This is a genomic window from Stenotrophomonas sp. AGC87 (assembly GCF_057333975.1).
This window is the reverse complement of record NZ_JBHFHW010000010.1, coordinates 160517-185998: the sequence shown is the minus strand read 5'-3', so window position 1 is coordinate 185998 and position 25482 is coordinate 160517. Positions and strand designations below refer to the sequence as shown.

At 66.5% G+C, this 25482-nt stretch carries 26 protein-coding genes and 4 tRNA genes; 18 read left to right on the top strand and 12 right to left on the bottom strand.

Features of this window, described 5'->3' with window-relative positions:
• Positions 1-37 precede the first annotated feature (37 nt).
• Positions 38-1954: a phosphogluconate dehydratase gene (gene edd, locus ACE026_RS05170; RefSeq protein WP_486038223.1), complete on the top strand. Its 1917-nt coding sequence runs from the start codon at positions 38-40 to the stop codon at positions 1952-1954.
• A 195-nt stretch (positions 1955-2149) separates the two neighbouring features.
• The gene (locus ACE026_RS05165; RefSeq protein WP_019183264.1) at positions 2150-2809 is read left to right on the top strand and encodes a bifunctional 4-hydroxy-2-oxoglutarate aldolase/2-dehydro-3-deoxy-phosphogluconate aldolase; all 660 of its coding nucleotides are present in this window, start codon (positions 2150-2152) and stop codon (positions 2807-2809) included.
• 54 nt (positions 2810-2863) lie between these two features.
• Here ACE026_RS05165 and ACE026_RS05160 read toward each other — a convergent pair whose 3' ends face one another.
• From ACE026_RS05160 to ispG, 3 genes are all read right to left on the bottom strand, one after another.
• The gene (locus tag ACE026_RS05160) at positions 2864-3511 is read right to left on the bottom strand and encodes a response regulator (protein WP_019183265.1); all 648 of its coding nucleotides are present in this window, start codon (positions 3509-3511) and stop codon (positions 2864-2866) included.
• Between the two features lie 222 nt (positions 3512-3733).
• Positions 3734-4441, bottom strand: a complete 708-nt coding sequence (locus ACE026_RS05155) for a phosphatase PAP2 family protein (RefSeq protein ID WP_486038222.1) — start codon at positions 4439-4441, stop codon at positions 3734-3736.
• Positions 4422-5687, bottom strand: a complete 1266-nt coding sequence (ispG, locus tag ACE026_RS05150) for a flavodoxin-dependent (E)-4-hydroxy-3-methylbut-2-enyl-diphosphate synthase (protein WP_486038221.1) — start codon at positions 5685-5687, stop codon at positions 4422-4424. The genes ACE026_RS05155 and ispG overlap by 20 nt, the downstream gene beginning before the upstream one ends.
• Before the next feature lie 221 nt (positions 5688-5908).
• Here ispG and ACE026_RS05145 point away from each other — a divergent pair, with 221 nt between their 5' ends.
• The 3 genes from ACE026_RS05145 (at position 5909) to ACE026_RS05135 (ending at position 8541) form a co-directional block, all read left to right on the top strand.
• A complete protein-coding gene (locus ACE026_RS05145) occupies positions 5909-6499 on the top strand; it encodes a hypothetical protein (RefSeq protein WP_486038220.1) in 591 nt (196 codons plus the stop codon).
• Between the two features lie 234 nt (positions 6500-6733).
• Positions 6734-7960: an ATP-binding protein gene (locus tag ACE026_RS05140; protein WP_486038219.1), complete on the top strand. Its 1227-nt coding sequence runs from the start codon at positions 6734-6736 to the stop codon at positions 7958-7960.
• Positions 7957-8541, top strand: a complete 585-nt coding sequence (locus ACE026_RS05135) for a response regulator transcription factor (RefSeq protein ID WP_019183269.1) — start codon at positions 7957-7959, stop codon at positions 8539-8541. The genes ACE026_RS05140 and ACE026_RS05135 overlap by 4 nt, the downstream gene beginning before the upstream one ends.
• 193 nt (positions 8542-8734) lie before the next feature.
• Here the strand turns inward: ACE026_RS05135 and pgi are convergent, their stop codons facing one another.
• The 6 genes from pgi to pcnB all read right to left on the bottom strand — a co-directional run bounded on the left by pgi (position 8735) and on the right by pcnB (position 14384).
• Complete coding sequence (gene pgi / locus ACE026_RS05130; protein WP_486038218.1) at positions 8735-10249, bottom strand: glucose-6-phosphate isomerase; 1515 nt, start codon at positions 10247-10249, stop codon at positions 8735-8737.
• Positions 10246-10626: an aspartate 1-decarboxylase gene (gene panD / locus ACE026_RS05125; RefSeq protein ID WP_019183273.1), complete on the bottom strand. Its 381-nt coding sequence runs from the start codon at positions 10624-10626 to the stop codon at positions 10246-10248. The genes pgi and panD overlap by 4 nt, the downstream gene beginning before the upstream one ends.
• 212 nt (positions 10627-10838) lie before the next feature.
• Positions 10839-11681, bottom strand: coding sequence for a pantoate--beta-alanine ligase (gene panC, locus ACE026_RS05120; RefSeq protein ID WP_019183274.1), 843 nt, complete (start codon positions 11679-11681; stop codon positions 10839-10841).
• Complete coding sequence (panB, locus tag ACE026_RS05115) at positions 11678-12493, bottom strand: 3-methyl-2-oxobutanoate hydroxymethyltransferase (RefSeq protein WP_121041839.1); 816 nt, start codon at positions 12491-12493, stop codon at positions 11678-11680. The genes panC and panB overlap by 4 nt, the downstream gene beginning before the upstream one ends.
• 31 nt (positions 12494-12524) lie before the next feature.
• Positions 12525-13013 carry a 2-amino-4-hydroxy-6-hydroxymethyldihydropteridine diphosphokinase gene (gene folK, locus ACE026_RS05110; RefSeq protein ID WP_486038217.1) on the bottom strand — a complete coding sequence of 163 codons (489 nt, stop codon included), beginning with the start codon at positions 13011-13013 and terminating at the stop codon, positions 12525-12527.
• Between the two features lie 3 nt (positions 13014-13016).
• Positions 13017-14384 (bottom strand): polynucleotide adenylyltransferase PcnB, encoded by a 1368-nt coding sequence (pcnB, locus tag ACE026_RS05105; RefSeq protein WP_486038291.1) that lies wholly within the window; start codon positions 14382-14384, stop codon positions 13017-13019.
• A 50-nt stretch (positions 14385-14434) separates the two neighbouring features.
• Between pcnB and ACE026_RS05100 the strand changes: the two genes are divergently transcribed.
• A tRNA-Glu gene (locus ACE026_RS05100) sits at positions 14435-14509 on the top strand.
• Between the two features lie 151 nt (positions 14510-14660).
• On the opposite strand, the gene ACE026_RS05095 is transcribed toward ACE026_RS05100, so the two are convergent.
• Entirely contained in the window at positions 14661-16091 is a 1431-nt protein-coding gene (locus ACE026_RS05095; protein WP_486038216.1) for a sugar porter family MFS transporter, read from the bottom strand.
• 247 nt (positions 16092-16338) lie between these two features.
• Between ACE026_RS05095 and ACE026_RS05090 the strand changes: the two genes are divergently transcribed.
• Both ACE026_RS05090 and fdxA read left to right on the top strand, forming a co-directional pair.
• The gene (locus ACE026_RS05090; protein WP_486038215.1) at positions 16339-17268 is read left to right on the top strand and encodes an SMP-30/gluconolactonase/LRE family protein; all 930 of its coding nucleotides are present in this window, start codon (positions 16339-16341) and stop codon (positions 17266-17268) included.
• Positions 17269-17373: 105 nt separating this feature from the next.
• Complete coding sequence (fdxA, locus tag ACE026_RS05085) at positions 17374-17697, top strand: ferredoxin FdxA (RefSeq protein ID WP_228887545.1); 324 nt, start codon at positions 17374-17376, stop codon at positions 17695-17697.
• Between the two features lie 184 nt (positions 17698-17881).
• Here the strand turns inward: fdxA and ACE026_RS05080 are convergent, their stop codons facing one another.
• Both ACE026_RS05080 and dapA read right to left on the bottom strand, forming a co-directional pair.
• Positions 17882-18406, bottom strand: a complete 525-nt coding sequence (locus tag ACE026_RS05080) for a hypothetical protein (RefSeq protein WP_313212562.1) — start codon at positions 18404-18406, stop codon at positions 17882-17884.
• Positions 18407-18432: 26 nt separating this feature from the next.
• The gene (gene dapA, locus ACE026_RS05075) at positions 18433-19326 is read right to left on the bottom strand and encodes a 4-hydroxy-tetrahydrodipicolinate synthase (protein WP_282262771.1); all 894 of its coding nucleotides are present in this window, start codon (positions 19324-19326) and stop codon (positions 18433-18435) included.
• Between the two features lie 164 nt (positions 19327-19490).
• Between dapA and ACE026_RS05070 the strand changes: the two genes are divergently transcribed.
• The 10 genes from ACE026_RS05070 to ACE026_RS05025 all read left to right on the top strand — a co-directional run bounded on the left by ACE026_RS05070 (position 19491) and on the right by ACE026_RS05025 (position 25417).
• On the top strand, positions 19491-20051 hold the full coding sequence (locus tag ACE026_RS05070) for a glycine cleavage system transcriptional repressor (RefSeq protein ID WP_019183297.1): 561 nt from the start codon (positions 19491-19493) through the stop codon (positions 20049-20051).
• 78 nt (positions 20052-20129) lie between these two features.
• Entirely contained in the window at positions 20130-20609 is a 480-nt protein-coding gene (locus ACE026_RS05065) for a peroxiredoxin (protein ID WP_486038214.1), read from the top strand.
• 81 nt (positions 20610-20690) lie between these two features.
• Complete coding sequence (locus ACE026_RS05060) at positions 20691-22088, top strand: PhoH family protein (protein WP_486038213.1); 1398 nt, start codon at positions 20691-20693, stop codon at positions 22086-22088.
• The gene (locus ACE026_RS05055) at positions 22085-22591 is read left to right on the top strand and encodes a hypothetical protein (RefSeq protein ID WP_486038212.1); all 507 of its coding nucleotides are present in this window, start codon (positions 22085-22087) and stop codon (positions 22589-22591) included. The genes ACE026_RS05060 and ACE026_RS05055 overlap by 4 nt, the downstream gene beginning before the upstream one ends.
• 30 nt (positions 22592-22621) lie before the next feature.
• Positions 22622-23293: a YoaK family protein gene (locus tag ACE026_RS05050; RefSeq protein ID WP_486038211.1), complete on the top strand. Its 672-nt coding sequence runs from the start codon at positions 22622-22624 to the stop codon at positions 23291-23293.
• 43 nt (positions 23294-23336) lie between these two features.
• Entirely contained in the window at positions 23337-24152 is an 816-nt protein-coding gene (thiD, locus tag ACE026_RS05045; RefSeq protein ID WP_486038210.1) for a bifunctional hydroxymethylpyrimidine kinase/phosphomethylpyrimidine kinase, read from the top strand.
• Entirely contained in the window at positions 24149-24988 is an 840-nt protein-coding gene (locus ACE026_RS05040; RefSeq protein ID WP_486038209.1) for an alpha/beta hydrolase family protein, read from the top strand. Before thiD ends, ACE026_RS05040 begins: the two co-directional genes overlap by 4 nt.
• 62 nt (positions 24989-25050) lie before the next feature.
• Positions 25051-25127: transfer RNA gene (locus tag ACE026_RS05035), tRNA-Arg, on the top strand.
• Positions 25128-25181: 54 nt separating this feature from the next.
• Positions 25182-25258: transfer RNA gene (locus ACE026_RS05030), tRNA-Arg, on the top strand.
• An 82-nt stretch (positions 25259-25340) separates the two neighbouring features.
• Positions 25341-25417, top strand: a tRNA-Arg gene (locus ACE026_RS05025).
• The last annotated feature ends 65 nt before the right edge of the window (positions 25418-25482 follow it).

Genomic DNA, 25482 nt, shown 5'->3' with positions numbered 1-25482 from the left:
GGTGTTGTTCCGTTCGCCTTCTCATAGCCGGTAGCCAATGAGCCTGCATCCCAAACTCCATGCCATCACCGAGCGCATCGTCCAGCGCAGCGTCGCCTCGCGCGCCGCCTACCTGGCCGGTGTCGACGCGGCACTGCGCGACGGCCCGTTCCGTTCGCGCCTGAGCTGCGGCAACCTCGCCCACGGGTTCGCCGCGTGCGGCCCGACCGACAAGTCGCGCCTGCGCGGCGGCGTGACGCCCAACCTGGGCATCATCACCGCGTACAACGACATGCTCTCGGCACATCAGCCGTTCGAGCACTACCCGGAGATCCTGCGCGAAACCGCGCGCGAACTCGGTGCGACCGCACAGGTCGCCGGTGGCGTGCCGGCGATGTGCGACGGCGTCACCCAGGGCCGCGGCGGCATGGAACTGTCGTTGTTCTCGCGCGATGTGATCGCCCAGTCGACCGCGATCGGCCTGAGCCATGACATGTTCGACGCCAGCGTCTACCTCGGCGTCTGCGACAAGATCGTGCCCGGCCTGCTGATCGGCGCGCTGGCCTTCGGTCACCTGCCGGCGATCTTCCTGCCGGCCGGCCCGATGACCCCGGGCATCCCGAACAAGCAGAAGGCCGAAGTGCGCGAGCGCTATGCGGCCGGCCAGGCGACCCGCGAGGAACTGCTGGAAGCCGAAGCCGCTTCGTACCATGGCGCTGGCACCTGCACCTTCTACGGTACCGCCAATTCCAACCAGACCCTGCTCGAAGCGATGGGCGTGCAGATGCCCGGCGCCTCGTTCGTCAACCCGGATACACCACTGCGCGATGCACTGACCCGCCAGGCGGCCGTGCGCGCACTGGAAATCAGTGCGCTGGGCGACGACTTCCGTCCGCTCGGCCGCCTGATCGACGAACGCGCGATCGTCAACGCGGTGGTCACCCTGATGGCCACCGGCGGCTCGACCAACCACACCATCCACTGGATCGCCGTGGCGCGTGCGGCCGGCATCGTGCTGACCTGGGACGACATGGACCAGCTCTCGCAGCTGATCCCGCTGCTGGCCCGCGTCTATCCGAACGGCGAAGCCGACGTGAACCGCTTCGCCGCGGCCGGCGGCACCGCGTTCGTGTTCCGCGAGCTGATGGAGGCCGGCCTGATGCACGCCGACCTGCAGACCGTGGCCGAAGGCGGCATGCACCAGTACGGCCAGGAGCCGGCGCTGCGCGACGGCAAGCTGACCTACATCGATGGCGTGCGCGAGAGTGCCGATCCGGGTGTGGTGCGTGGCGTGGCCAATCCGTTCGAGTCGCAGGGCGGCCTGCGCCTGCTGCGCGGCAACCTCGGCCGTTCGCTGATCAAGCTGTCGGCGGTGAAGCCGGAGTTCCGCACGATCGAAGCGCCGGCGGTGGTTGTCGATGCGCCGCAAGTGCTGAACAAACTGCACGCCGCCGGTGTGCTGCCGCACGATTTCGTGGCGGTGGTCCGTTACCAGGGCCCGCGCTCCAATGGCATGCCGGAGCTGCATTCGCTGGCCCCGCTGCTGGGCCTGCTGCAGAACCAGGGCCGTCGCGTGGCGCTGGTCACCGATGGGCGTCTGTCGGGTGCGTCGGGCAAGTTCCCGGCGGCGATCCACATGACCCCGGAAGCCTCGCGTGGCGGTCCGCTGGCACGGGTGCGCGAGGGCGACATCATCCGCCTGGATGGTGAGGCCGGCACGCTGGAGCTGTTGGTGGATGCGGCAGAATTCGCGGCACGTGAGCCGGCGCCGAACACCGCACCGGCGGCGCATGATCTGGGCCGCAATCTGTTCGCGATGAGCCGCCGTCTGGTGGGCCCGGCCGATCAGGGCGCGATGTCGATTTCGTGTGGGCCGGCGGCCGATGACGGCAGCATCTGGAATTACGATGCGGAGTACGAGCTTGGGCATGATGCCGCGGCTGCGGATGCGCCGCATGAGGGTAAGGACGCGTGAGCTGACGCGGCGGTGAATTTCCTGGTTGAGGCAGCGAGATGGCCCCAACCAGGACGCGCCGTGAACCCATCCATGGGGGCTCGTCAGCGCCATCCATGGCGCTGTAACGGTCCTGGTTGGGGCCATCCCGCTGCCTCCCGACACTTTTCGGCGCGTTGTTGGCGTCGTACTTTTTGGAATAAGGATTGGAAACGCATGAGCATCGCCGAGCATCAGAAACGCGCTGAAACCCTGTTGAAGGCTGCCGGCATTCTGCCGGTGGTGACGGTGCATACGCTGGATCAGGCCCGTGCGGTCAGTGCTGCGTTGTTGGAGGGCGGGCTGCCGGCGATCGAGCTGACGCTGCGTACGCCGGTGGCGATGGAGGCGCTCGCCATGCTCAAACGCGAGCTGCCGGATGTGGTGGTGGGTGCGGGCACGGTGTTGACCGTGGAGCAGATGCAGCAGTCGATCGATGCAGGTGCCGATTTCCTGGTCACGCCGGGTACGCCGGCGCATATGGCCGATGCGTTGGCGCAGGCACCGCTGCCGGTGGTGCCGGGTGCGGCCTCGCCGACGGAAATGCTGGCGCTGTATGCGCGCGGCTTCCGGGTGTGCAAGTTGTTCCCGGCCTCGGCCGTGGGCGGGCTCGCGATGATCAAGGGGCTCGCCGGTCCGATTCCGGATCTGAAGCTGTGCCCGACCGGTGGCATCACCGAAGACACGGCGGCCGAGTACCTGGAGCAGAAGAACGTGGTCTGCATCGGCGGTTCGTGGATGGTGCCGGGCGGTTGGATCGAGCGCGGCGAGTGGGACAAGGTGCGCGAGAGTGCGGCCCAGGCCGCGAAGATCGTGGCGCGGGTGCGCGCGCACTGAACGAAAACGCCCGGGCATGCCCGGGCGTTTTTTCATCCGCCGCCAGAACGCGGGTTACATCGGGCGTGCCGGATCCACCAGGCCGTACTGGCTGGCCATGCGCGCGAGCGCGATGTTGTCGTTGATGCCCATCTTCTCGAACAGGCGCGCCTTGTGCGTGTTGACGGTCTTCGCGCTCAGGCTCAGGCGCTTGGCGATGTCTTCCTGGCGCAGGCCCTGGGTGAGCAGCAGCGCCACTTCCAGTTCGCGCGGGGACAGGGTGTCGAACGGCGAGTGGTTGCCTTCCACGTTCGACAGCGCCAGGTTCTGCGCGATGCTGTTGCCCAGGTAACGGCGGCCCAGCGCGGCATCGCGCACCGCACGCAGCAGTTCCTGCGCATCGCAGGCCTTGCCGATGTAACCGGAGGCACCGGCTTCGAGCAGGCGCTTGGGCATCGGGCCGTCTTCAAGGACGGAGACGATCACCACGCGGGTGCCGTGATCGCCACGGACCACGCGTTCGGTGACTTCCATGCCGCTCACGCCCGGCAGATGCAGATCGCACAGCACCACGTCGGGCCGCAGGCGGCGGATATCCGGCAGCGCATCTTCACCGCTCTCCGCCTCACCGACCACCTCGATGTCGGTCTCGTTGGAAAGGATCATCTTCATGCCCGTACGCACCAGAGCATGATCGTCCACCAGATACACTCGAATCGTCATCCGCCAACCTCGTCAAACACTGTGAACGGGGGCAAGCCTAGCCGCGGGATGTGTCGATCACAAGGAACCGGGTTCCCCATCATCGCGTTCTGGTCCGCGCATCACAGACATGCTGTCCTGCCCCTCCCCCTGTGCCTCTCACCCTTGCCTGATCCAATGGAGCAGCCTATGGGTGCAGCCCGCTTTCATGCCGCTTTCGGCCAGTTTACCGCCGTATTTGTTTCAGTGGCGATGCCGCCCCGGATGGCGGCGGCGGAACATGACCAGGAAGCACCCTACCACCCAGACCAGGGCGGCACACCAGCCGGCCAGGATGTCGGAGGGGTAATGGACCCCCAGGTACACCCGCGAGAGGCTCACCAGCACCGCGAAGGTCACCGCTGACAGGGCCACCGGCCAGCGCCAGCGGGTGTTCCAGGCCAGCAGCACCAAGGTGACGGCCAGGGTCATCGAGCCCATGGCATGGCCACTGGGGAAGCTGAAGGTGCTCTCCGGGGCGATCGATTCCCACAGGCTGGGCCGGTCGCGCTGGAAGAAACGCTTGCTGCCCAGGTTCAGCAGGGCCGAGCCGACGAAACAGATGGCCACGAAACTGGCCTCGCGCCAGCGTTTGCGCCAGGCGAGCAGGCCGACGATCAGCACGTCGGCCGGGATCAGGAACCACTCGTAGCCCAGTTTGGAGAGCAGCACGAAGAACTGGTCCAGGCCCGGTGAATGCAGGCCGTGCAGCTTCCACAGCACAGGCGCGTCGAAGTAGATCGCCTCCAGCTCGTGCACTTCATCGGCCAGCGCCACGAAGCCCGCCAGCGGCAGCAGCACGCCGACGAACAACAGCACGAAGCGCCAAGCGTTGCGGCCCATCCAATGGCGGACGCCGGCGGCCGGCTCCGGTGTGGCCAGCACCGTCGGCTTACCCGGCGCTTCGGACATAGGTGCGTTCAACGTAATCGTCGATCAGCGCCACGAAGTCCTGGGCGATGTTCTCGCCGCGCAGGGTGACCGTCTTCTCGCCATCCACGAAGACCGGCGCCGCCGGCGTTTCCCCCGTGCCCGGCAGCGAGATGCCGATGTTGGCATGGCGCGATTCGCCGGGCCCGTTGACGATGCAGCCCATGACCGCCAGGGTCATGCTTTCCGCACCGGGGTGGCTCACCTTCCACAGCGGCATCTTCTCGCGCACGTGGTTCTGCACGACCTTGGCCAGCTCCTGGAAGAACTCCGAGGTGGTCCGGCCGCAGCCGGGGCAAGCCGTGACCAGCGGGGTGAAGGCGCGCTGCCCGGTGGTCTGCAGCAGTTCCTGCGCCACGATCACTTCGGCCGTGCGCGACTGGCCCGGCTCGGGGGTCAGCGAAATACGGATGGTGTCGCCGATGCCTTCCTGCAGCAGCACCGCCAGCGCCGCCGAGGAGGCGACGATGCCCTTGCTGCCGATACCGGCTTCGGTCAGACCCAGGTGCAGGGCGAAGTCCGAGCGCTGGGCCAGGTCGCGGTACACCGCAATGAGCTCCTGCACGCCGCTGACCTTGGCCGAGAGCACGATGCGATCGCGCGGCAGACCCAGTTCCACGGCGGTCTCCGCCGAATCCAGCGCCGAGCGGATCAGCGCTTCACGCAGCACGCGCCCGGCATCCCAGGGCTGCGCGCGCTGGCTGTTCTCGTCCATCAGGCGCGCGGCCAGGGACTGGTCCAGCGAGCCCCAGTTGGCGCCGATGCGGACCGGCTTGTTGTAGCGGATCGCAAACTCGATCAGCTGCGCGAATTGCGTGTCTTTCTTCTTGCCGAAGCCGACGTTGCCCGGATTGATCCGGTACTTGGCCAGCGCCTCGGCGCAGGCCGGCTCCTGGGTGAGCAGCTGATGGCCGTTGTAATGGAAGTCGCCGATCAGGGGGACCTCGATCCCCATCATCTGCAGCTTCTCCACGATCCGCGGAATGGCCGCGGCCGACTCGGGGTTGTTGACGGTCAACCGCACCATCTCCGAGCCAGCGCGCCACAGTTCGGCCACCTGCTTCACGCTGGAGGCGACATCGGCGGTGTCGGTGTTGGTCATCGACTGCACCACCACGGGATGGCCCCCGCCCACGACCACGCCGCCGATATGGACGGGATTGGTCTGGCGGCGGGCCCACACGGCGGAGTCGGCGGGTTGGGTCGGTCGGGTCACGGCGTCATGCATCCGCCTATTTTAGCGCGCCCAGCGCACGGGTAGGTGCCCAGCGTTGGTTGGCACTCATGTTCAGTGCCGTCACCCAGCGGGCAGCTACTCAGTGAGGCCAGGAGCGCAGGCATGCTTCGGCACTGTTATGGTCAACCGGAGCTGCACTAAAACACGTTCAGGCCCGATCCATCCGCAATCGCCACCACAATGACCCTCGACAAATTCTCCACGGATAAATAGTGAAGTACATTACACCCGGCATAGAAGTATTCATGACACCGTTGGATGAACGAAATTTCTTCTCCGAAATCCATGAAAGTATTAGGGACGTGTTATTCATTGAACAATACGTATGGAACAAACCGAAAGCCCCGATAATCGGCCCTATAAACACCCTGGAAACGGATGCCAGCTCGGATTTCTGCATGCTCAATACCGGCATCCAAAGCATCCACGAATATCACAAAAATCACGTCAGGGAACATCTTTCTGGAAGCGGATACACGGGCGACTGTGTGGGAGAAGGGTTGATTCAGTTTCTACGTTCCAGGAATGCGGACTACGCAGCGCGGTGCCTGAGGAATGGAACACTATCCGCCTCGTACGATCCAAGTGTTGATCCAGATACCGAAGCGTTCACAAAGAGCGTATGGAGAATATTGAAACGTGGATCCAAGAGGGTTTATTCCATTGATCTGACAACCAAGGAAGTAGCGAGCAAACCTGAAACAAGGTTTTTCGCATGGCCGGATGCGGCAGAACGCTACAATGGTGACGACGAAAAATACCTAACCAATACTTTTCACGCCTACTTCGTGACTAGGCCCTAGGCACCTGCGAGGCGGACTCTTACCGGGGTGCATATCCGAACCGCAGGCAAACAGGCATGAGGACGCAAAGAGATTCAGCATTGACCTGATAGTCGAAATGCGCCGAACAGCGGATCGTCAAGCATCGGGAGCAGGCGCGCAGCAAGAACATGGAAGCCGCGCGCGTCCCACCTGACTATGATGCGGCCGATTGTCGCAGGCAGGTCCTGCCCGGAGCGCATACGATGTGCGCACATGACCGGTACCGACGCCCCCTTCCTCCGCACCCTGTGCAGCCTGCGCTGGCTGGCCGTGGCCGGCCAGGCCGCCACGATCCTGGTCGCCACCTGGGTGCTGGGCCTGGAGCTGCCGCAATTGCCGCTGTGGGCCGGCGTTGCCGCGCTGACCCTGTTCAATCTGTACGCACAACTGCGCGTACACGATGCCGACACCGCACCGCTGACCGCGTTCTGCCACATCCTGGTGGATGTCACCGTGTTGACCTGGATGGTCGGCTGGAGCGGCGGCATCGCCAATCCCTTCGGCTCGCTGTTCCTGATCCTGATCGCACTGGCCGCGCTCGCCCTGCCCCTGCGCTGGACCCTCGCCGTGGCCGCGGCCTGCCTTGTCGGCTATGCAGCAAGCGGCGTGTTCGGCCTGCCGCTGCCGAGCGGCTATTTCACCGGTGCGCAGATGCAGCAGTGGGGCGTGGTCTGCAACTTCCTGCTGTCGGCCACGGTGGTGCTGGTGTTCGCGACCCGGCTGGCGATCGCCCTGCGCCAGCGCGAACGCGAGCTGGCCATGCTGCGCGAACGCTTCGTGCGCAATGAGGGCATCGTCGCGCTGGCCACCCATGCCGCCTCGGTCGCACATGAGCTCAATACCCCGCTGGCGACCATGACCCTGCTCGCCGACGATATCGCCGACCAGACCGAAAGCAGCGAGGTCCGCGATGACGTGGAAACCCTGCGCGAGCTGCTGGTGCAGTGCCGGGAGCGCGTGCTCGCCCTCGCCCGCCCGGCCGCCGGCGATGCGCCCGGCCGCGATGCGGTGACCTTGCCGCAGGTGCTGGAACAGTGGCGGCTGGTGCGCCCGACCATTGCGCTGAAGCGCAATGAGGATGCCCCGCTCGCCCTGCCGCTGGACCCGGGTATCGGGCACCTGCTGATGGTGCTGCTCAACAATGCCGCCGACGCGGGTGAGAAGGCCGACCGGCCGCAGGTGGATCTGTCGCTGCGCATCGAGGGCGATGACCTGATCGGCGAAGTGCGCGATTACGGCCACGGCTTCGACGCCCGCCAGGCCGTACTGCCCGGCACCTTGTTCAACAGTGGCAAGACCGACGGCATGGGCGTGGGCTTGGCCCTGTCCCCCGCCACCATCGAACGCCTGGACGGCGAGCTGTGGATGCGCCCGGCCAACGGTGCCGGCACGCGCGTCGGCTTCCGCCTGCCCTTGTCCCCACGGGAGACTTCCGCATGACCGCTTTCACCCCCGCGCCCGGCCAGGCCAGTCACGGCCTGCTGGTCGACGACGACGAACTGTACCTGCGCACGCTGCAGCGCAGCCTGGCCCGTAAAGGGTTGGAAACCGTCACCGCCAGCGACACCGCCTCGGCCCTCCTGCTGGCCCGGCAGCAACCGCCGGCCTACGCGCTGATCGACCTCAAGCTCGGCACCGAATCGGGCCTGGCGCTGATCCAGCCGCTGCGCGCCCTGCGCGAAGACATGCGGATCCTGCTGGTGACCGGCTATGCCAGCATCGCCACCGCGGTGGAAGCGATCAAGCTTGGCGCCGATGACTACCTGCCCAAGCCGGCCACGGTGCCGATGATCCTGCGTGCGCTCGGCGAAGAAGACGATGGCCCGGCCGATGATGGTGACATGGAGCCACCGGATGCAATGACCCCGATCAGCCGGCTGCAGTGGGAACACATCCAGCAGGCGATGCATGAGACCGGCGGCAACGTGTCTGCCGCGGCGCGCCTGCTCGGCATGCACCGGCGCTCGCTGCAACGCAAGTTGGCCAAGCGCCCCAGCCCGGAGCGCGATCCGAGCCGGTAATGCCCACCGTCGGTCGCCCGCGCAAACACCAGGCGCACGATTCGGTAGAGCCGACCGTTGGTCGGCTGCGCAAACACGGGCGCATCAACCGGTAGAGCCGACCGTTGGTCGGCTGCTCTTCACCACAACGATCAACCCCGCGCGCTGCGCGCGATAGCCGACCAACGGTCGGCTCTACGCGGTGGTCAGGCGGTCAGGCGGTCAGGCGCCCCAGCAGCTCCAGCGTCACCGGATCGGTGATCGCATGCGCCTGGCCCTGCAGCGCCGGCAGCAACTGGCTGGCCAGTTGCTTGCCCAACTCCACGCCGAACTGGTCGAACGCATTGATGTTCCAGATCAGCGACTGCACGTACACGGCGTGTTCGTACATGGCGATCAGGGCACCGAGCGACTGCGGGGTTAGCGCGTCGAGCAGGATCAGGGTGCTCGGGCGGCCACCGGGATACTCGCGGTGCGGATCCTCGCTGCCCTGGCCGTTGGCCAGCGCCTCGGTCTGCGCCAGCAGATTGGCCATCAGCGCCTGGTGGTTGACCACATAGGGATCATCGTTGCGCACGCAGCCGATGAAATCGGCCGGGATCACACTGGTGCCCTGGTGCAGCGCCTGGAAGAAGCTGTGCTGCACATCGGTGCCCGCCCCGCCCCACCACACCGGCACGGTGTCGCTGGCGACCGGGCTGCCATCGAGCTGCACGCGCTTGCCCAGGCTTTCCATCACCAGCTGCTGCAGGTAGGCCGGCAGCAGCGCCAGGCGCTGGTCATAGGTCATCACCGCATGCGTGGCATGGCCGAGCAGGTTGCGGTTCCAGATATCGGTCAGCGCATGCAGCACCGGCAGGTTCTGCGCCAGCGGTGCGGTCAGGGCGTGTTCGTCCATCTGCGCGGCGCCCTCGAGCAGCTGCTCGAAACGCGTGAAGCCGATCGCCAGCGCGATCGGAAAACCGACCGCCGACCACAGCGAATAGCGCCCGCCCACCCAGTCCCACATCGGCAGCACGCGACCGGCGGCGATCGAGAAGGCCTTGGCTGCACGCTCCGGGTTGGCGCTGACTGCATACAGGCGCTCGCTGCCACCCAGCCAGTCGTGCAGGATCTGCCCGTTGAGCAGGGTTTCCTGGGTGCCGAAGGTCTTGGAGATCAGGATGCCGGCCGTGGTGGCCGGGTCCAGCGTGGCGAGCGTGCGCTGCATCGCGGCGCCATCCACGTTCGACACGAAATGCACGCGGAAGCGTGCGCCGGTGACCGGGCGCAGCGCATCGGCCACCAGCCGCGGGCCGAGGTCCGAGCCGCCGATGCCGACGCTGACGATATCGGTGATAGTGGTCGCTTCCAGCGCAGCGATCAGCTCGCCCATCTGCTGGCGCACCTGGGCCGCCGTGGCGAAGGCCTCACCGGCCACCGGCGCGCCGCTGGCATCGCCGCGCAGCGCGGTGTGCAGCGCCGCACGGCCTTCGGTGACGTTGACCGTTTCACCGCGGAACAGGCGCTGGAAGCCACCGGCGACATCGCGCTCGGCAGCCAGCTGCAGCAATGCGTCCAACGCCGCGCGGTCGTACTTCTGCCGCGCGAAATTGACGTACAACGGACCGACCCGCAACCCCAGCGATTGTGCGCGGCCCGGTTCGGCGGCGATCAACGAAGGGATGCTCGCGCCTCGCAGGCGCTGGGCATGGGAATGAAGCGGGTCGAATCCGTTGTGCTGTGTCATGCGGCCTGTGTCGGGATCGTGTCGTTGGTGTGGGAGATCTGGTTCTTGCCGTCCACATATACCAACTTCGGCTTGAAGCTGTCAGCTTCTTCTTCGCTCATGCTGGCGAAGGCGGCGATGATGATGATGTCGCCCACCTGCACGTGGCGCGCGGCGCCACCGTTGAGCGACACCACTCCGCTGCCGGCTTCGGCGCGGATGGCATAGGTGGAGAAACGCGCACCGTTGGTCACATCCCAGATGTGCACCTGTTCGAACTCACGGATGCCGGTCGCAGCCAGCAGGTTGTCATCGATGGCGATGGAACCTTCGTAGTTCAGCTCGGAGTGAGTGACGGTGGCGCGGTGGATCTTGGTCTTCAGCAGGGACAGATGCATGGCAACGGGGAAACGGTAAAGGAAAGGGAAATTCTAGCACCCGGGCGGCGGGCGGCAGGGGCTGGCGCGCGCGGCAATGCCGGGGGCTGCCGGCGGTTCAGCATCGTCACGAGCCCACCCGGCCCGGCGTAGGGCCACCCCATGGGTGGCTGCACGTCCGGCATCGCCCAGCAGCCACCCATGGGGTGGCCCTACCCGGCGGGGCGCAGCCCTCAGAACTCCAGGTTGTCGATCAACCGGGTGTTGCCGATCCGTGCGGCGATCAGCGCCACGCGGGTGCCGTCGTTGGCATCGGCCGGCTCGGACAGGTCCGGCAGGCGGACCACGGCGTAGTCGACCTGGAACCCGGCCGCCTGCAGCGCCGCCGCGGCTTCAGCCTCGATCAGGCTGCGGCTCTTGCCGGCGATGAAGCCTTCGCGCATGCCCAGCAGCACCTGGTGGATGGTGGTCGAGACCGGGCGCTGCTCGGCGTTGAGGTACTGGTTGCGCGAGCTCATCGCCAGGCCGTCGTCTTCGCGCACGATGTCGCCCCCGACGATCTGGATCGGGAAGGCCAGGTCTTCCACCATCTGGCGGATCACCGCCAGCTGCTGGTAGTCCTTCTTGCCGAACGCCGCCACATCCGGCTGCACCTGGTTGAACAGGCGCGAGACCACGGTGCAGACGCCATCGAAATGGCCCGGGCGGTGCGCGCCTTCGAGCAGGCCACTGATGCCCGGCACATTGACGCTGGCCGCCAGTTCGACACCGAACGGGTACATCGACTCAACCGTGGGCAGCCACAGCACATCGCACCCGGCCTGCTCCAGGCCGGTGGTGTCGGCTTCGGGCGTACGCGGGTAGCGGGTGAAGTCCTCGTTCGGGCCGAACTGGGTCGGGTTGACGAAGACGCTGGAGACCACGCGATCGGCGTACTGCCGGGCCAGCGTGACCAGTGAATAATGCCCTGCGTGCAGGTTGCCCATGGTCGGGACCAGCGCGACGCGCAGGCCCTCGCGCTTCCAGCCGTTGACGACGGCGCGCAGACGGGACAGTTCGGTGACGGTTTCGATCATGAGGCGTAGGCGTGTTCTGCGTCGGGGAAGGAGCCGTCGCGCACGGCGTCGGCGTAGGCACGGACCGCACCGGCAACCGACCCGCCTTCGGCAAGGAAATCCTTGACGAACTTGGGACGGCGATGACCGCTGTCCAGACCGAGGAAATCATGCAGCACCAGTACCTGGCCATCGCACTGCGGGCCGGCACCGATGCCGATGGTGGGCACACTGATGTCCGCGGTGACCTGGGCAGCCACCGGCGTGGGCACGCATTCGAGCACGACCAGGCTGGCGCCGGCGGCGACCGCGGCCTTGGCGTCATCGCGCAGCTGCTGGGCGGCGTCGCCACGGCCCTGCACGCGATAGCCGCCCAGGCGCAGCACCGACTGCGGGGTCAGGCCCAGGTGCGAACAGACCGGAATCTCGCGCTCGACCAGGTAACGGATGATGTCCAGCTTGAAGCCGGCACCTTCGATCTTGACCATCTCCGCACCGGCCTGCAGCAGGCGCAGCGAGGCATCCAGCGCGCGCTCGGGGGTGGCGTCGGCGCCGAACGGCAGATCCGCCACCAGCAGCGCGCGCTGCAGTACGCGGGCCACGGCGCGGGTGTGATAGACCATGTCGTCGGTGGTCACCGGCAGGGTCGAGTCATGCCCCTGCACCACCATGCCCAGCGAGTCGCCGATCAGGATCAGGTCCACGCCGTTGGCGTCGAAGCTGCGGGCGAACCCGGCATCGTAGGCGGTCAACATCACCAGCTTCTGTCCGTTGCGCTTGGCCTCGGCCAACGCGGGCACGGTCCAGGGCTTGCTGTCTGCGTGGGTACTCATGAGCTGATAACCGGTGGCGATAAGCCCCGCATTATCCTCCTATTGAAGCGATCCCGCAGGCCTCGACCCGCATCACAGTATCCCGCACGCGGCCGTGCCCGGGAATGATGGCGTCGGGCGCGATCTCGGCCAACGGCAGCAGCGCGAACCCGCGCTCATGCAGATAGGGGTGCGGTACCTGCAACTGCGGCAGATCGATGATCTGTTCGCCATACAACAGCACGTCCAGATCCAGTGCACGCGGCCCCCAGTGCACGGCAGGATCACGTACGCGGCCGAAGCGGCGCTCGATCTCCAGCAGGGCAACCAGCAGATCCGGTGCGGGCAACGTGGTCTCCAGCACGGCGGCGGCGTTGACGAACGCCGGCTGGTCTTGGTTGCCCCAGGCCGGCGTGCTGTACAGCTGCGAGCGCGCCCGCAGTGTGGTCTGCGGCAGGGCCGCCAGCGCCTGGAACGCATCGCGCAGGGTCTGCGCGGCGTCCCCGAGATTGGCGCCCAATCCGATACAGGCCAGGGTCACGGCTTACTCGCCTGCCACTCCACCGGGACGACGACGGCGGCGGCGACGCTTGCGCGGTGCACCGTCTTCGCCCTCGCCTTCGGCCTGGGCGGCATCCAGTGCCGAATCCAGCTCCGTGCCGGACTGCAGCTGGGCTTCGCGCCAGAACGCCACATCGGCTTCATGCTCGCTGGAGGCCACCTGGCGCAGGACCAGGAAATCGTAGGCGGCGCGGAAGCGCGGATGGGTCAAGGTGCGGATCACGCGCTTGCGCTGACGCGAGCCGAAGCGGCCCTGCAGCAGCCAGATTTCCTGCATCGGCAGCGAGAAGCGGCGCGGCAGGGCGATCGTGGTCAGCTGGTGCAGGGTCACGCGGTCCGCCGCACGGCGCTGCGCCTCTTCCAGTGCGACGCCCTGCTTCTGCAGGCTGGCCAGGGCGCGGCAGAACGCCGGCCACAGCAGCAGCGCGAACAGGAACGACGGCGACACCGGCTCATCATTGGCCACACGCAGATCGGTGTTGTGCAGACCTTCGATGACCATCCGGCGCAACGCACCACTGCGGTTGCTGCGCAGTGCCGCGGCGCTTTCCGGGAACATGACATCGAGCAGGCCGTACCGCTCCAGGCCCTCGAAGCTGGCCACGCCGTGCCCGGACAGGAACAGCTTGAGCACTTCCTCGAACAGGCGCGCCGGGGCGGCCTCGGCCAGCAAATTGGCCAGGCGCGGCAGCGGTTCGGCCGTCGCCTCTTCGATCTGGAAGCCCAGCTTGGCCGCCAGGCGCACCGCGCGCAGCATGCGCACCGGGTCTTCGCGATAGCGCTGCTCGGGGTCGCCGATCAGCTTCATCAGGCGCGCCTGCACGTCTTCAAAGCCGCCGGTGTAATCGCGCACCGAGAAATCCTCGATCGCGTAGTACAGGGCGTTGCAGGTGAAGTCGCGGCGGATCGCGTCGTCTTCGATGCTGCCGTACACGTTGTCGCGCACGAGCATGCCGTTTTCCATCTCACGGTCGCCGCTGCCATCGTCGATGTTGGCGCGGAAGGTGGCGACCTCGATGATCTCGCGGCCGAACACCACGTGCGCCAGGCGGAAGCGGCGGCCGATCAGCCGGCAGTTGCGGAACAACTGCTTGACCTGCTCGGGCGTCGCGTCGGTGGCGACGTCGAAGTCCTTGGGGTGGCCGTTCACCAGCAGATCGCGGACGGCGCCGCCGACCAGGTAACCGGCAAACCCGGAATCACGCAGCCGGTACAGAACGCGCAGGGCGTTCGGGCTGATGTCCTTGCGGGAGATGTTGTGCTGATCGCGCGGGATCACGCGCAGGCTGAACGGTGATGTAGCAGAGGAATTGATGTTGGCGCTTCCGGTTGAGTTTTCGGGATTGCCCAATGGCATCTAGGTCCATATACTAGCGCGCTGCGCAGTTCGCGACAAAGCCTGCTCCCTTCGTCTAATGGTTAGGACGTGGCCCTCTCAAGGCTAAAACAGGGGTTCGAGTCCCCTAGGGAGCACCAGTCGCGGTGCAGAAAGCCAGAAACCCCGCCACGGCGGGGTTTTTTGCGTTCAGGGTCAGGGCCTGCGGCGCCTGCCCTGCCAGGCCCGGACCGGGGAGTGCACTCCCCGACCCGGCAAAGCGTCCCGCAACGAGGAGGTCGGAAACGGCGCTCACCCCTCCATCTGCTCCAGTTCCTTGCCCTTGGTCTCCTTCACGAAGCGCAGCACGAAGAACACCGAGATCACCGCCGCCACCGTATAGATGCCGTAGGCCCCGGCCAAGCCGATGCTGCCCAGCAGGATCGGGAAGGAAACGGTGATGGCGAAGTTGGAGGTCCACTGCGCCGCGCCGGCCACCGCCAGCCCGGAGCCGCGGATCTGGTTGGGGAACATCTCGCCCAGCATCACCCACATCACCGGGCCCCAGGACATGTTGAAGAAGATCACGTAGACGTTGGCCGCCACCAGCGCCAGCACGCCCATGGTGTCGGTGAGCTGAAGCTTCCCGGCGGCATCCAGCGAGCCACTGGCGAAGGCAATGGTGACCAGTGCCAGCGAGATCGCCATGCCGGCCGAGCCGACCCACAGCAGCGGCTTGCGGCCGATGCGGTCGATCAGCACCACGGTGATCAGGCAGGCACCGATGCTCAGCGCACCAGAGAGCACGTTGATCAGCAGCGCGTCGTTCTCCGAGAAGCCCACCGCCTGCCACAGCACCGCGCCGTAATAGAAGACGACGTTGATGCCGACCAGCTGCTGGAACACCGCCAGGCCAATGCCGATCCAGACGATCGGGCGCAGTTTGCCGGTGGCCTTGCTGATCAGGTCCGAGAAGGTCGGGCGGTGCTGGTCCTGGGACAGCGAGCCCTCGATCTCGGTGATCTTGGCCTGCGCCTCGGCCGGGCCGTACAGCCGGGTCAATACCGCCAGGGCCTGGTCACGGCGCCCTTTGACCACCAGGAAGCGGGGGCTCTCCGGGATCACCAGCAGCAGGCACAGGAACAGCAGCGAGGGAATGGCCTGCATCCAGAACATCCAGCGCCATGCCGCCTGCCCCAGCCACAGCGCCTGGGTGGAGGCACCGGCCGCTTTGGCCAATAGATAGTTGCTGAGGAAGGCGCAGAACAGGCCGCTGATGATCGCGATCTGCTGCACCGTCGCCAGCCGGCCGCGGTAGCGGGCCGAAGCCACCTCGGCGATGTAGGCCGGCGACATCACGCTGGCCGCACCCACCGCGAAGCCGCCGATCACCCGGGCGATGATGAACACGGTGGAGCTGTGTGCCGCCCCTGCCCCCAGGGCGGAGAACAGGAACATCACCGCGGCGATGATCAGCACGCCGCGGCGGCCGAGCCGGTCGCCGAGGCGGCCGGCGAAGAACGCACCGATCGCACAGCCGAGCAGCATCGAGGCAACCTCGAAGCCGATCCCGGCCGAACTGGACTGGAACGTGTCCTTCAGGCCATCGACGGTGCCGTTGATCACGCCGCTGTCGAAGCCGAACAGGAAGCCACCGATGGTGGCCACGCAGCTGATCAGGACGATGAAGCCGGTGTTCTCGCCGCTGCCGGCGCGGGTACTGCTGAGCGAAGCACTGGACATGGGAACCCCTGGGTGAAGGGACACTGGATGCTGCGGAACAGCGCAGCAGATGTTGGTGGATCAGAACCGTCGTCTGCCGCAACCCCGCGCCTGATTGTCTACCGGCAGCCACCTGCATCCTGGACCGGGGATCGGCGGCTCGGCAATCATGCACTGCGGCATGGCCTCGACAGTGAGGCGCAACGCACATGGCATTGATCGACCCGGTGGCAGAATGCAACGCCCGCTGATGTTGTGAGCCTGCCGAATGCGCGACGCCGCCGCCCCGTCTTCCGCTGTCGCCGATGTTCCACTGCTGGTCGACAGCCGCTGCACCCATGGCGAAGGCGCCCTGTGGTCGGCCCGCCGGCAGTGCCTTTTCTGGGTGGATATCAGTGAGCGCCGCTTGTGGCAGTACCGCAGTGCCGACGGCAGCCACCAGAGCTGGTTGCTGCCGGACCGGCCCGGCTGCGTCGCCGAAGGGGACGACGGCCGCCTGCTGATCGCGCTGGCCGGCTCATTGCAGCGGCTGGATATCGACCGCGACGGCGATGCCGCCGCGCCCGCGCTGGAATGGCTGGCCGATGTGCAGCCCGATGTCGCGGACACGCGCAGCAATGACGGCCGCACCGATCGCGCCGGCAACCTGGTGTTCGGCACCATGAGCGAGGACCCTGCGCGCGCACCGCTCGGCCGCTACTACCAGTTTTCGATGCGCCATGGCCTGCGCGAACTGAATCTGCCGCCGGTCGTCATCCCCAATGCGATCTGCTTCAGCGCGGACGGCGCCACGATGTACTTCTGCGATTCGGTACGGCCGGCGCTGTGGTGCTGCGATTACGACGCCGAGCGCGCGCACTGCGGGGCGCTGCGCCTGTTCGCTGCCCTGCCCGATCCGCACTGGGAGCCGGACGGGGCCATCGTCGATGCCGAAGGCGGCGTGTGGAATGCGCAGTGGCGCGCCTCCCGCGTGGTGCGTTATCACCCCGACGGACAAGTTGATCGGGTGGTCCTGCTGCCGGTGCGCAACCCGACCTGCGTCGCGCTCGGCGGGCCCTCGCTGCGGCAACTGATGATCACCAGCTCCCGGCTCGACCACACCGACCAGCAACTGGCGGCCAGCCCGCGTGCCGGCGGTGTATTTGCGCTGGAGACCGGCATCCCCGGCCTGCCCGAGAGTCCCTTCCGCTGGGGCTGAGCCTTGCGCCAGCGGCATTTCGGGGTTTCAGGCACGATCCGATCCCGCGCCACGGACCAACCTGTTCTAGAATTGTGCGGCTTACTGTCGGATTCAGATCCAGCCATGCCTTTTGTCGTCACCGAAAACTGCATCAAGTGCAAACACACCGATTGCGTGGAAGTGTGCCCCGTGGATTGCTTCCACGAAGGCCCCAACTTCCTGGTGATCGACCCGGATGAGTGCATCGATTGCACCCTGTGCGAACCGGAGTGCCCGGTCAATGCGATCTTCCCCGAAGACGACGTGCCCGCCGGGCAGGAAGCATTCGTCGCCCTGAACGCCGAGCTGGCCAAGGCCTGGCCGGTGCTGACCGTGCGCAAGGACCCGCCCGCCGATGCCGGCGAATGGGACGGCAAGCCGGACAAGCTGAAGCTTCTGGAACGCTGAGCTTCCCGGCTCTGGCAGCAACGAAAAAGGGCGCCGAGGGCGCCCTTTTCGTTTCCATGACACGCCATTTCAGGTAGTGCCGGCCGCTGGCCAGCTGCTGCCCGCTCCAACGCCATCCAGCTCGCACCTGGACGGCATGCTGTGCGCGCCTGCCCGGCCAGCGGCCGGGCCTACCGCTGGCGCTTCAGGGAGCCAGCTTCGCCTTGAGCTCACCCAGCAGCTTGGTCGGGGCTGCCGCGGTGGCCGGCAGGCCACGCGGGTCGACGGCCGACACATAAGCACCGGCATCGACGGCGACCACACGGACCAGGAAGTCGCTGCCTTCGAAGGCCACGTCGTAGGAACCCAGCAGCTGGGCCTTGCTGGCGATCTTCACGCCTTCAACGGTCTCCAGGGCGGTGCCGACCTTGGCGAACACCTCTTCCTTGGTGCCCGGCACGGTGAAGCCGGCGTTGTTGGCGGCCGCCGGGTTCGCGGCCGGCGCCGGACGCGCCGCCTGCGAGGCCAGCGAGGAGCTGGTCGCAGCGGTAGCGGCAGCCTGGCCGGCCGGCACGTTCAGATCCGGCGGCACTTCCAGCGGGCGCACTTCCGGGGCCAGGGCATAGTCGCCCTTGGCGCCGCGCTTGAAGCAACCGGTGGTGCCGACGAGGGTGGCGGTGGCCAGGATCGCGAAGGACAGCACGCGGAAGGCGGAAACGGATTGACGCATGGGAATCTCCTGAGTGACCACTGTGATCAGTGGTTGGATAGTGCTTCCAGCGCACCGATATCGGTGGCCAGGTGTTCGGCAGCGGCGTGATGGGCCGCGGACAAGGGCAGCAGCGGCAGGCGCAGGCCGTCACCAATGCCGATCCGGCGCAGCAGGTCCTTCACCGGGATCGGGTTGGACTCCACGCCGCAGAATTCATGGAACGGCTCGAGACGGGCATCCCACGACTCGGTCGCCTCGCGTTCCCCGGCCGCCGCCAGGTCGCACATCCGGCGGTAGGCGCCCGGCAGGGCGTTGGAGCCCACCGAGATCAGGCCGTCCACGCCGGACAGGATCGAGCGCGCGGCCGTACCGTCGTCACCGCTGAGGATGGCGAAGTCCGGCGTACGCAGGGCCAGCAGGGCGTTGACGCGGCCCACATCGCCCACCGCCTCCTTGATGCCCACGATGTTCGGGTGCCGGGCCAGTTCGGCCACGGTCTCGGGCAGCATGTCGCAGCCGGTGCGGCCGGGCACGTTGTACAGGATGACCGGCAGGCCACCCTGGTCGGCCACCGCGCGGTAATGCGCGATCAGGCCGGCCTGGGTCGGACGCACGTACGGCGGGGTCACCACCAGCGCATGGGTCGCGCCGTTGGCGGCCGCACGACGGGTCTGTTCGATGGTTTTGGCCGTCCCCGACAGGCCGGTTCCGGCCAGCACCGGGATGCGCCCGGCGACGGTTTTGACCGCACTGCGCAGCAGCTGATCGTATTCGTCGTCGGACAGGGCCGCGGCTTCACCGGTCGAACCGGCCACCACCACCCCGTGAACACCACCCTCCAGTTGCAGGTGCAGCAGGCGCTGCCAACCGTCGGGATCCAATGCGCCGTTCGCCTGGAAGGGCGTCGCCAGCGCGGTGATGAGACCGGAAAGGGACAAGGACATCGTGCTCGGAAGAAAGGGGGCACCCCGCCTGCGTAAACGCCGGCCAGATGTACGTTGCATGTTACTTGCGGGTCGAAAGCGCGGGCAAGTATGCTGGACTCCGGCGAACGTGCCGTCGTCCGGCCGTTCAGACTCACCTTGCATCACCCGGAACCATCTTGACCGACACCACGCCGCGGCCTGCGCCGACCGAAAACCACCTCCTGATCAACGCCTATACGACGCATCCGGAGTCCCCCCTGCTGCCTGTGACCCGGCGTATCGCCGACAGTGGCTGCAATCTGGTCGATGCCCGCCTGGCCACGGTCGGGCGCGACGTGTCCGTCACCGCCCTGGCCACCGGCTCGTGGGACTCGGTGGCCAAGCTGGAGGCGATGCTGACCCGGCTGGAGCGTGAGGAAGGCCTGAAGCTGGTCTGGTATCGCACCGGTGCCAAGCAGGCCCAGTCCAACCTGCTGCCCTACATCGTGGAAGTGATCGCGGCCGACAAGCCGGGGATCCTGTTCCAGCTGGCCGATTTCTTCGACCGCCAGGGCATCACCATCGAAAACCTGCAGAGCACGCGTTACCGCGCGATGCAGACCGGTGCGGAAATGTTCTCCGCGCAGGTCACGATCGGAGTGCCGGCGAACATGCACATTGCCGCGCTGCGCGATGATTTCCTCGAGTTCTGCGATCACCTGAACCTCGATGCGATCATGGACCCGATGAAGTTCTGATGTTTCGCGCGTTCGTCACGGGCGCGCGGGGTTTCATGCAGTTGTAGTAGATCTACCCCAGGATCCGGAAAGGAACCCATGAACGACGGCGACACCCTGGACAGCACCACCCTCGCGCTTCCGCTGGCCTTGTCCGGCGGCGACACCACCACCCTCGGCGAGCTGGCCGGCCAGTGGCTGGTGCTGTACTTCTACCCCAAGGACAGCACCCCGGGCTGCACCACCGAGGGCATCGATTTCAACGCGCTGCTCCCGCAGTTCACGAAGGCCGGCGCCCGCGTCTTCGGCGTCTCCCGTGATTCGGTCAAATCCCACGACAACTTCTGCGCCAAGCAGGGCTTCGCCTTTCCGCTGATCAGCGATGGCGATGAAGCGCTGTGCACCGCGTTCGACGTGATCAAGCTGAAGAACATGTACGGCAAGCAGGTGCGTGGCATCGAGCGCAGCACCTTCCTCATTTCGCCGGACAGTCGTATCGTGCAGGTGTGGCGCAAGGTCAAAGTGGCCGGCCACGCAGACACCGTCCTTGAAGCCCTGAAGGCCGCGAAAACCCAGTGATCACCCCGGCACCCCCAATGGCCATCACCCTGCCCCGCAGGTCGTGATGGCTTGTCCCTGTTCTGCCACCAGGAATTGACGATGACCCGAGGCAAGCGCATCTACGTACTGGATACCAACGTGCTCATGCACGATCCGACCGCGCTGTTCAAGTTCGAGGAGCATGATGTCTACCTGCCGATGCAGGTGATCGAAGAGCTCGATAACGGCAAGAAGGGGACCACCGAGGCAAGCCGCAATGCGCGCCAGGTCAGCCGCTTCCTCAATGAGCTGGTGCAGGCCTCGGGCCTGGACAACCTGGCCGATGGCATCCCGCTGCAGCGCCCGAACGGGCTGCAGCTGCGCGGCAAGCAGAGCGTGGGCCTGCTGCGTTTCCAGACCAGCCACTTCGAGGCCGGCAAGAGCTTCGGCGCGGTGATCCCGGACAACGCCATCCTCGGCGCGATCCTGGCGCTGAAGGAACAGGTGCCCGAGATTCCGGTGGTGTTCGTCTCCAAGGACATCAACCTGCGGATCAAGGCGGCGATTGCCGGCATCGTCTCCGAGGATTACGAGAACGACCGCGCGCTGGACGATTTCAGCCTGCTCTACACCGGCGCCACCGAGCTGCCGGAAGACTTCTGGAAGAAGCACACCGACAACCTGCGCAGCTGGAGTGACAAGGGCCGCACCAGTTACGAAATCATCGCCAGCGAAGACGAGAGCTGGCACCCCAACCAGTACGCCTACCTGCCGGGCGACGATGAAGTCGAACTGCGCGTGGCCAAGGTGGACGGCGACAAGATCACCTTGTCGCTGGTCAACGATTTCCGCCACGGCAGCCATGCGGTGTGGGGCATCAGCGCGCGCAACCGGGAGCAGAACTTCGCGCTCAATGCGTTGATGGACCCGGAGATCGATTTCGTCACCCTGCTCGGCACCGCCGGCACCGGCAAGACCCTGCTCGCGCTGGCCGCCGGCCTGGCCCAGACCATGGACCAGCAGCGCTACCGCGAGATCATCATGACCCGCGCCACGGTCAGCGTCGGCGAGGACATCGGCTTCCTGCCCGGTACCGAGGAAGAGAAGATGACGCCATGGATGGGCGCGCTGACCGACAACCTGGAAGTGCTCACGCATACCCAGGAAGGCGGCGCGTGGGGCCGAGCGGCGACCAACGACCTGATCGCCAGCCGGATCAAGATCCGCTCGCTGAACTTCATGCGTGGCCGCACCTTCCTGTCGCGTTATCTGATCCTGGATGAAGCGCAGAATCTCACCCCCAAGCAGATGAAGACCCTGATCACCCGTGCCGGCCCGGGCACCAAGATCGTCTGCCTGGGCAACGTCGAACAGATCGATACTCCGTACCTCACCGAGACCACCTCGGGCCTGACCTACGCGGTGGACCGTTTCAAGAACTGGCCGCACAGCGCGCACGTCACGCTGCGCCGTGGCGAGCGTTCGCGCCTGGCCGATTACGCTTCGGAGGTGTTGTGAGCCGTTCCCTGTCCCGTGCCGTCCTGCCGCTGGCGCTTGCTGCGCTGGCGGCAGCCTGCACGCCCGCCAACACGCGGCCGGGCGCCAGCGTCCCGCCCGCGATCAAGACCGGCCAGTCCTGGGTGGTGACCCGTCCCGTCGTCGCCGCCCAGGTATTGGATACCTGCTCGCGTTCCAGCCCCGGCCGCGAGCCGGGGCGCGTCACCGGCTACTGGGCGCCCAGCCGCCAACAGGTGGAGCAGCTGGAAGCCCGGTTGCCGTCGCTGGAGACGCAGGTGCCCAAGGCCGCCGATTTCGACCGCCAATATGTCGGCATCGAAATGGACGGCCGGCAGCTGATCTATCTCAACGCCTTCCATCTGCCCGACGACGCCGATATCGATCCAGCGCGCGATGCGATCCGGGTCTGCGATGGCGGCGCACAGTTCTGGGGCGCGCTGTTTGATCCGGCCAGCGGCAGTTTTTCGGATGTCCAGTTCAACGGCCCGCCCGCGGGTCGTTGATCGTGCCGTGACCACCCCCACGCACGCCGGATGAGCATCCGGCTGCCCACCTGGGTCTGGATCGGGGCGATCGCCCTGTCCTGCGTGGCCGGGATGGTCAACGTGGTCGGCTTCCTGGGGTTCGAACACCAGGCCGTCAGCCACATGACCGGCACCACCAGCCAGCTCGGCATGGCGCTGGCCCAACGCGACTGGCGCGTGGTGGGGCATCTGTGGGGGCTGTTGATCGCGTTCTGCGTGGGCGCGACGCTCAGCGGGGTGATCATTCAGGACAGCGGCCTGCAACTGGGCCGCCGCTATGGCGTCGTGCTGGCATTGGAATCACTGTTGCTGCTGATCGCGATCCCGCTGTTCAAACAGCAGCAGATCTGGGGGGCACTGGCGGCGGCGATGGCCTGCGGCCTGCAGAACGCGATGGCCACCACCTTCAGTGGCGCGGTGGTGCGCACCACCCATCTCAGCGGCATGTTCACCGATCTCGGGATCGGGCTGGGCCACCTGTTGCGCGGCCTGCCGCTGCCGATCCGGCGGCTGACCCTGAGCGGGTTGATCGTCAGCGGCTTCCTGGCCGGCGGCGTGATGGGCGCCCTGTTGTTCCTGCGCTTCGGCTACGACGCCCTGCTCGCCCCCGCACTGCTCACCGGCGGCACCGGGCTGGGCTACGTGCTGTACCGGCAGTGGGCACTGCTGCGGGCGCGCTGAGGACGCGGCAGCACTGCCGCGACAAACATTGCACAATTGGGGCATGACGCCTTCCAGCCCCAGCCCCGTTTCCGCCCTGACCATCGCCGGCTCCGATTCCGGCGGTGGCGCCGGCATCCAGGCCGATCTGAAGGCCTTCGCCGCCCATCGCGTGCATGGCCTGTCCGCGATCGCCGCACTGACCGCACAGAACACCCGCGGCGTTACCGCCGTACACGTGCCGCCGCTGGACTTCCTGCAGGCGCAGATCGATGCCTGCTTCGCCGATTTCGATATCCATGCGGTGAAGCTGGGCATGCTGGCCAACGCCGAGGTGATCGCACTGGTGGCCGACGCACTGGAAAAGCACCGCCCACCGCACGTGGTGCTGGATCCGGTGATGGTCGCCACCAGCGGCGCCAAGCTGCTCGAAGACAGCGCACTGGCGGCGATGCGCACGCGCCTGATCCCGCTGGCGACGCTGCTGACGCCCAACACACCCGAAGCGGAGCTGCTGCTCGGCCGCCGCATCGTCACCGCCGAGGATGCCGAAGATGCCGCCGACGCACTGCTGGATCTGGGCGCCGGCGCGGTGCTGCTCAAGGGCGGCCATCTGGACGAAGGCAGCCGCGTGATCGATCGCTACTTCGACGGTGTGACCCGCGAAGAATTCATCCATACCCGCCTGCCGGTGGATGCGCACGGCACCGGCTGCACGCTGGCCTCGGCCATCGCCGCGCAGCTGTGCCAGGGGTTGTCCTTGCCGAACGCCTGCGAAGCGGCCATCGACTACGTCGCGCGCGGCCTGCAGAGCGGTTATTACCCGGGCCGCAGCGAGGTCCTGATGATCGACCATTTCGGCGCGGCACGCCCGGCATGATCGACGCCTCGCCCCTGCCCGTGCAGACCGGCGATGGCCATCGCGTCGAGCTGCTGGCGCGTGTACCGGCACAGCCGCGCGCACGCCTGCTGTGGCTGCCGGCGCTGGGCGTGGCCGCGCGCCATTACCTGCCGTTCGCCGAGGCCCTCGCTGCGCGTGGCATTGCGGTGTACCTGCACGAGTGGCGTGGCAACGGCAGCAGCAGCCTGCGCCCGTCGCGCACGCAGGACTGGTGCTATCGCGAAATCCTCGAGCAGGACCTGCCGGCGAGCCTGGCAAACGTGGCCAGAGACGCTGACACACCCTTGATCATCGGCGGCCACAGTCTCGGCGGTCAGCTGGCCTGCTGTTTCGGCGGGTTGCATCCGCAGCGTTTCGCCCGCGTGTGGCTGGTCGCCAGCGGCACGCCGTACTGGCGCACCTTCCCGGCTCCGCGTGGCTGGACCCTGCCGCTGGTGTATCGCTTCCTGCCCTGGCTGGCCCAGCGCCAAGGGGTCCTGCACGGCAGGAAGCTTGGCTTCGGTGGGACCGAGGCGCGCGGGCTGATCCGCGACTGGTCGCGCGTGGGCCTCAACAACCACTACGCGGCCGCTGGCATGGCGACCGATCTGGAGGCCGGGATGCGCGAACTACGCGGCCAGGCGACCGCCGTGGTGATGGACCATGACTGGTTGGCACCGACGGGCTCGATGCAGGGCCTGCTGGCGAAGATGCCGGGCATGCGTGCGCAGCTCAGCGTGGTCAGTGCGCAGATGCTGGGTGCGCGTGCCGATCACTTCGCCTGGATGAAAACGCCGGAAGCCGTGGTGGAGCAGCTTCTTCGTTCATTTGAATGAAGACCTTCACAAAAACCGTTGACGAATGCGACGCCGATCCGCATAATTCCGCTCCTGTTGACGCGCCCGTAGCTCAGTTGGATAGAGTACCTGGCTACGAACCAGGCGGTCGGGAGTTCGAATCTCTCCGGGCGCACCATCAACAGGGTATCGATTTCGCCGTCGGTATCAGTAATGAAAATTCGATGTAAATGCGCCCGTAGCTCAGTTGGATAGAGTACCTGGCTACGAACCAGGCGGTCGGGAGTTCGAATCTCTCCGGGCGCACCATTACATCGAACGGCAAGCCTGCTTGCCTTCCCGTCGAACGTGGCAACACGCGCGGCAGGACACACAACCAGACAATGCAAATGCGCCCGTAGCTCAGTTGGATAGAGTACCTGGCTACGAACCAGGCGGTCGGGAGTTCGAATCTCTCCGGGCGCACCATTGCATCGACGAAGACAGCAACCCTCGGTTGCTGTTTTTTTTTGCGTTGGCGCCGGCCCGCGGCC

What these genes read in the sequence shown, in the direction of transcription:
- edd (WP_486038223.1), top strand. Translation starts at nt 38, where the DNA reads ATGAGCCTGCATCCCAAACTCCATGCCATCACCGAGCGCATCGTCCAG.
- ACE026_RS05165 (WP_019183264.1), top strand. Translation starts at nt 2,150, where the DNA reads ATGAGCATCGCCGAGCATCAGAAACGCGCTGAAACCCTGTTGAAGGCT.
- ACE026_RS05160 (WP_019183265.1), bottom strand. Translation starts at nt 3,511, where the DNA reads ATGACGATTCGAGTGTATCTGGTGGACGATCATGCTCTGGTGCGTACG.
- ACE026_RS05155 (WP_486038222.1), bottom strand. Translation starts at nt 4,441, where the DNA reads ATGTCCGAAGCGCCGGGTAAGCCGACGGTGCTGGCCACACCGGAGCCG.
- ispG (WP_486038221.1), bottom strand. Translation starts at nt 5,687, where the DNA reads ATGCATGACGCCGTGACCCGACCGACCCAACCCGCCGACTCCGCCGTG.
- ACE026_RS05140 (WP_486038219.1), top strand. Translation starts at nt 6,734, where the DNA reads ATGACCGGTACCGACGCCCCCTTCCTCCGCACCCTGTGCAGCCTGCGC.
- ACE026_RS05135 (WP_019183269.1), top strand. Translation starts at nt 7,957, where the DNA reads ATGACCGCTTTCACCCCCGCGCCCGGCCAGGCCAGTCACGGCCTGCTG.
- pgi (WP_486038218.1), bottom strand. Translation starts at nt 10,249, where the DNA reads ATGACACAGCACAACGGATTCGACCCGCTTCATTCCCATGCCCAGCGC.
- panD (WP_019183273.1), bottom strand. Translation starts at nt 10,626, where the DNA reads ATGCATCTGTCCCTGCTGAAGACCAAGATCCACCGCGCCACCGTCACT.
- panC (WP_019183274.1), bottom strand. Translation starts at nt 11,681, where the DNA reads ATGATCGAAACCGTCACCGAACTGTCCCGTCTGCGCGCCGTCGTCAAC.
- panB (WP_121041839.1), bottom strand. Translation starts at nt 12,493, where the DNA reads ATGAGTACCCACGCAGACAGCAAGCCCTGGACCGTGCCCGCGTTGGCC.
- ACE026_RS05095 (WP_486038216.1), bottom strand. Translation starts at nt 16,091, where the DNA reads ATGTCCAGTGCTTCGCTCAGCAGTACCCGCGCCGGCAGCGGCGAGAAC.
- ACE026_RS05090 (WP_486038215.1), top strand. Translation starts at nt 16,339, where the DNA reads ATGCGCGACGCCGCCGCCCCGTCTTCCGCTGTCGCCGATGTTCCACTG.
- fdxA (WP_228887545.1), top strand. Translation starts at nt 17,374, where the DNA reads ATGCCTTTTGTCGTCACCGAAAACTGCATCAAGTGCAAACACACCGAT.
- ACE026_RS05080 (WP_313212562.1), bottom strand. Translation starts at nt 18,406, where the DNA reads ATGCGTCAATCCGTTTCCGCCTTCCGCGTGCTGTCCTTCGCGATCCTG.
- ACE026_RS05065 (WP_486038214.1), top strand. Translation starts at nt 20,130, where the DNA reads ATGAACGACGGCGACACCCTGGACAGCACCACCCTCGCGCTTCCGCTG.
- ACE026_RS05060 (WP_486038213.1), top strand. Translation starts at nt 20,691, where the DNA reads ATGACCCGAGGCAAGCGCATCTACGTACTGGATACCAACGTGCTCATG.
- ACE026_RS05050 (WP_486038211.1), top strand. Translation starts at nt 22,622, where the DNA reads ATGAGCATCCGGCTGCCCACCTGGGTCTGGATCGGGGCGATCGCCCTG.
- thiD (WP_486038210.1), top strand. Translation starts at nt 23,337, where the DNA reads ATGACGCCTTCCAGCCCCAGCCCCGTTTCCGCCCTGACCATCGCCGGC.
- ACE026_RS05040 (WP_486038209.1), top strand. Translation starts at nt 24,149, where the DNA reads ATGATCGACGCCTCGCCCCTGCCCGTGCAGACCGGCGATGGCCATCGC.